Raw genomic sequence first — 4,967 nt, 5'->3', positions numbered from 1 at the left:
GCACGACGCCGCGCTGCCCGCGCGCGCCGTCGTGCCGGTCGAGCTGGATGCTGCGCTGGCCAGCCCGCACCTGTGGCAGGGCGTCGAGGATCCTTACCTGTACACGAGCGAAGTGACGGTGGCCCGTGCGGACGCGGTGCTCGACCGTGTGGACAACGAGGTCGGCATCCGGACCGTGCAGCTGGATCCGGACCGCGGCCTGCTGCTGAACGGGAAGCCGTACCCCGTGCACGGCGTGAACGTGCACCTGACGTATGTGCCGGGCAAGGGGACGGCGGTGGACGATGCGGACATCGACGCCGACTACCGCATCCTGGAAGAACTCGGTGTCACGGGCCTGCGCTTTGCCCACTACCAGCACAACGAACACAGTTACGCGCTCTCGGACCGCAAGGGGTTCCTCGTGTGGACCGAACTGCCGTTGACGTCGGAAGTGGGCGCGAGCGATGCGTTCGCGGCCAATGCGGCGCAGCAGGCGCGCGAGCTCGTGCGCCAGAATTTCAATCACCCGTCCGTGTTCGTGTGGGGACTCGGGAACGAGATCTACAAGGTCGACGAGGTGAGCGGCCGCGTGCTCGACGCGATGCAGAAGCTCGTGCATGCGGAGGACGCGAGCCGGCCGACCGCGTACGCGAACTGCTGCGCGCCCATCGACGGACCGCAGGCGTTGCACACGGATGCCGTCGGGTCCAATGTGTATTTCGGCTGGTACGACAAGGAGTTCTCGGACCTCGCGCCGTTCCTGGCGGCGAACCATGCGAAGCGGCCGCGCACGCCGCAGTCGCTGAGCGAATACGGCGCCGGCGGCAGCGCGCTGCACCAGGAGGACCCGGTGCGCCGCCCCGTGGCGCCCAGCCGCTGGCACCCGGAGCAGTACCAGGCGCTGTACCACGAGGCGGCCTGGCGCCAGATCGAGGCGGCGCCGTGGCTGTGGGCGAGCTATGTGTGGACGGGCTTCGATTTCGCGTCGGCCGGGCGCAACGAGGGCGACGCGCGGGGCGTCAACGACAAGGGCCTCGTCAGCATGGACCGCAAGGTGCGCAAGGATGCGTATTACTGGTACCAGGCCAACTGGTCGAAGAAGCCGATGGTGTACATCACGTCGCGGCGCGCCGTGACGCGGACCGCGGCGGACGTGGAGGTCAAGGTGTACAGCAACGAGGCCCGGGTGCGCCTGCGCGTGAACGGGGTCGACCTGGGCGAGCGGGCGGTCGAGGGCCATATCTCGCGCTGGCAGGTGCGCCTTGCGCCGGGCGCGAACCGGATCGAGGCGAGCGCCGGGACGCTGGTCGACGACGTCGAGTGGAACCTGGCGCCGGCCGGTCAGTGACGCCGCCTGCCGCGGACGAATCCGAGCATGGCGAGGGCCGTCAGCGCCAGCAGCGGCGCGGGTGGCTCGGGCAGGTCGGCCGCTGCGGCGACGCGCCCCATGCCGTTCGGCGACGACGCCAGGACCGTGCCCGGCGTACCGTTCAGCCGCGGTAGCAGGACGAACTCGGCAAAACTGCCGGCAGCCCCGACATAGGCAGTGAAGTCGTCGTTGTACAGGGTCGCGTCGAACTGCGATGCGTCGATATTTTCGGTCTCCGCGAAAGCGCCGTCGAAGCTGATGTCGAAGCTGAACAACCCGCCCAGGTTCACGTACTGGGTCAGGTAGTTGCCGCCGTTCAGATTGCCAAGGACGATGCCGCCCGGGAAGCCGCCCGTGGTGGCGGGCGAGCGATCGAACGTGGCGCCGTATGCGCCGCTGAAATTGGTCAGCACCGCGTCGACCGGCGTCGCGCCGGCGTTGGCGAGAAAGGTGAAGTCCATCAGCCCCTGGCCGCTAAAACCGCTCGTGTCGATGCTGACGTGATACGTGGGCGCCGCGTCGGCGGCGCCATGCGCAAGCAGGGCGAGTCCGCAAATACACTGTGCCAGTAAAGTCTTCGGATTAAACATGGTTCAGGTCCTGGTCTCAAAAACTGCCGTTGAAAATGCTGTTCGTGTAGCCGATCGCAACCTTGTTCGGATTGCTGTAGGAAAGCGGCACCGTCACCGAGGCGCCGGCCGCGATCGACGTGGCGGCGATGGTGACGTAAGGCGCCCCGTCGCGCATGCCGGTGGCGTTGTCGAGCGTGACCCCGCCCGTGAGGTTGTTGAAGACCAGCTGGAATGGCCCTGCGAGCGTCGCGCCGCTGGTGTTGGTGAGGGTGATCGACGCGTTGTATTTGTTGGTGATGCGGTTCCAGCTCAGTCCCGAACGCAGCAGCGCGAAGCTGGACGTGGCATCGGCGACGGCGGGCCTGGCCGCACTGCCGGACACCGTCACGCCGTAGACGGCAAGGGTTTTTCCGGTGACGCCGGCCGAATTCCACGGAAAGATGCGGACGTACAGGGTGCCGGCCGGAGGGACCCGCACCACGGCCGGATAGCTCAGCCTGGCTGTGAACGTATCCTTCACGAACGTCAATGTGCTGGTATTCAGCCGCGTCGCGCCGGAAAAATCCGGATTCGCCGAATACTCGATATCGGCCACCACCGTCGATCCGCCGCTGCTGGTGAGATAGGCGGAAATCGTGTCGACGGACAGGGTCGCCGTGCCGGCATGGACGGCGAACTGCAGGTATTGGCTGTTGTCGCGCGTCGGCGCGTTCGCGACATAACGGGCCACCGTCGTGTCCTGCCCATCCACCGCGATCACCTTCGACGTCGACGCCACCAGTCCATGCACGACGGCGTCGTCGGCGCTCACCAGGCCGTCCGTCACCGGCGCCAATGCGAAGGCAGCCTTGAACCAGCTGGCATACGAAGCGATTCCCCCGGCCGCCGGCACGCCTTCTCCGCGTAAGGCGATCGTGGCGGGCAGGGTGGCGCCGCCGATCGCGAAACCGACGTCGCCCGCGTAGATCCTCGCTTCGCTCGCGGTGAACCGGACGTAAAGCGCCTGGGTAAACGCGCCGTTCGCATAGTCGACGGTGACGTTGCGCGACCACGTGGCGTTATCGAGCGAGAGTTCGAAACCGGCCGGGGCGGACATCGTCATCGTCCCTTGCGCCGGGATCAGGTCGAACGCGGACAGCGTGACGGTTTTCGTCGCCGGCACGCCCACGTAACGGGTCGACCAGTCGAGCGTGCCCGGGCTGGCAATCAGCGAGGTGACGGGCACCATATGGCCGGCGAGTATGCCCAGCCCGCGCAAGCCTTCCACGGCGCGCTTGGCGATCAGGTTCGCAAACAGCACCTGCGGATGCGTACTGTCCGCGGCAATGTACAGGTTTGCCGTCGCCGCCGCGTTGCCGTAGCTTTCCACGATCTTCCTGGTCTCGGCCGTGATGTCGACAAAGGGGACTGCATACCGGGCGGCGACCGCCTTCATCGCGGCGACGTAATCGCCCCGGGCGACGGTTTCGCCGCCCGTGATGCCGACATTGTGCTGGCCTTGCGGGGTAATCGTCGTGCCGCTGAAGTACTTGCGGACGATCGGGGACATCAGGATCGGATTCGCCCCCCTGGCGCGCACCTGCTGGACGTATTTCTTCAGGAACTGGTAATACGAGTGTTCCGAGATATCGACGGTCGGGTCGACCTTGTCCGGACGGCCCACGCAGGCTTCGCCGTCGTTCGACCCGTCGCTGCAGAAGGCATAGGTGCCGAATTGGGCGTAATCCCCCCCGGATTTCTGGTCGTTGTGGGCGAACTGGATGATGACGTAATCGCCTGCGCCGATTTTCGGCAGGATGGCGGGCCAGCGCGTAGCCTCGTAGTAGAAGCTGCGCGAGCTGCGCCCGCCCAGCGCCCAGTTGTCGACCTTGACCCCGGCGTCGAAAAACTGCGGCATCGCTTCGCCCCAGCCCATTTGAGGGCGGCGATCTTCCGCATACGCCGTCATCGTCGAGTCGCCCAGCATGTGGATCGTCGGGACGGTTGCCGTCGTGGTCGCGACCGAATCCAGCGTCGCCAGCTGCCGGTCAGCGGCCGCGGCATCGCGATCCGCGGCGCCCCCGCCGCATGCCGCCACACCGCTTGCGAGGACCAGCGCACCGATCCAGGCGGATAACGAATGTCTCATCTCTTCTCCTATTATTGAACTCAAGTGGGATTGCGTAAGGCGGTCAGAAGGCATACTCGGCCCGGGTTACCCGCGTGCGGCCGATGTGCGAGGGGCAGCGCCGCCAGGGCGATGGAGGTCAGCGCCAGGCGCGTGGTCGTGAAATGGCTGGAACGTTTCAACGTAGTCTCCGTTTTTATGTGGACCGGCCGGGGGCGCGGTCGTGACGTCGCCGACCAGCTTCGAGAGAGGAAAGTGGTCGGACCTTAGTTGCTAATTGGTCCGACAAGATAATTGCACCATTTCACAAATCCCGCAATTGGTCCAACCAATGTAGTTGCTAAATCGTCACGTCGATGTAAGGCTGATGCAAGCAAATCGTGTCGTAACCGGCCGGATGCCGCTGTCCACGTATGCGTTTTTAGCATGTCCGGACGCTATTTTCGGGATAGGTAGAAGACGCATGAACGCTTGCGCCTTGCCATCGTAATATTTTAGTATCCGGCTTTCGGCCGCCTCAACCGAGCGCCAGATCCCTGTCCACGATGCCGCTACCCCTTCAGATTCTTGCCCTGCTCGCCGTGCTCGCGGCGCCGTACGCCCGCGCCGCGCCGTTCCTCCTGGCCGCGCCGGGGGAGCCGCCCGCGATCGTCCACGACGACAGCAGGACCCTGACGCTGGCCGCGGACCTGCTGCGCCACGACCTGCGTGCGGTGGCCGGCGTGGAGGCGTCCACGTCGACCGATTTGTCCGCCTGCACGCGGGTGTGCGTCGTCGTCGGGACGGCCGGTTCGCCCACCGTGAAGGCGCTGGCGCGGCAGGCCGGCGTCGACCTCGCGCCTTTGCAGGGGCAGTGGGAGCGGTATCTGCGCGTCGCCAGGGCGATGGAGGTCAGCGCCAGGCGCGTGGTCGTGAAATGGCTGGAACGTTTCAACGT

The 4,967-nt window shown here is 66.0% G+C and carries 3 protein-coding genes and 1 pseudogene; 2 read left to right on the top strand and 2 right to left on the bottom strand.

The genetic code is table 11. The annotated features are described in order from the left end of the window. A partial coding sequence (locus ACEN88_RS24215; protein WP_413343767.1) for a glycoside hydrolase family 2 TIM barrel-domain containing protein occupies positions 1 to 1,330 on the top strand: 1,330 nt, incomplete at its 5' end. Here the strand turns inward: ACEN88_RS24215 and ACEN88_RS24210 are convergent. Together ACEN88_RS24210 and ACEN88_RS24205 are read right to left on the bottom strand one after the other, a co-directional pair. After that, complete coding sequence (locus tag ACEN88_RS24210) at positions 1,324 to 1,941, bottom strand: NF038129 family PEP-CTERM protein (RefSeq protein ID WP_413343765.1); 618 nt, start codon at positions 1,939 to 1,941, stop codon at positions 1,324 to 1,326. The two genes, ACEN88_RS24215 and ACEN88_RS24210, sit on opposite strands and share 7 nt — an antisense overlap. A 16-nt stretch (positions 1,942 to 1,957) precedes the next feature. Continuing rightward, positions 1,958 to 4,051, bottom strand: a complete 2,094-nt coding sequence (locus ACEN88_RS24205) for a GDSL-type esterase/lipase family protein (RefSeq protein WP_413343763.1) — start codon at positions 4,049 to 4,051, stop codon at positions 1,958 to 1,960. 524 nt (positions 4,052 to 4,575) lie between these two features. Here ACEN88_RS24205 and ACEN88_RS24200 point away from each other — a divergent pair. Continuing rightward, positions 4,576 to 4,967, top strand: a pseudogene (locus tag ACEN88_RS24200) (hypothetical protein); the annotation flags it as partial.

This window comes from Massilia sp. CT11-108 (genome assembly GCF_047302915.1).
Taxonomy (GTDB): domain Bacteria; phylum Pseudomonadota; class Gammaproteobacteria; order Burkholderiales; family Burkholderiaceae_D; genus Telluria; species Telluria orientalis.
Note: the sequence above shows the minus strand (reverse complement) of the source record. Positions and strands in the feature narration are given on the sequence as shown.

What these genes read in the sequence shown, in the direction of transcription:
- ACEN88_RS24205 (WP_413343763.1), bottom strand. Translation starts at nt 4,051, where the DNA reads ATGAGACATTCGTTATCCGCCTGGATCGGTGCGCTGGTCCTCGCAAGC.
- ACEN88_RS24210 (WP_413343765.1), bottom strand. Translation starts at nt 1,941, where the DNA reads ATGTTTAATCCGAAGACTTTACTGGCACAGTGTATTTGCGGACTCGCC.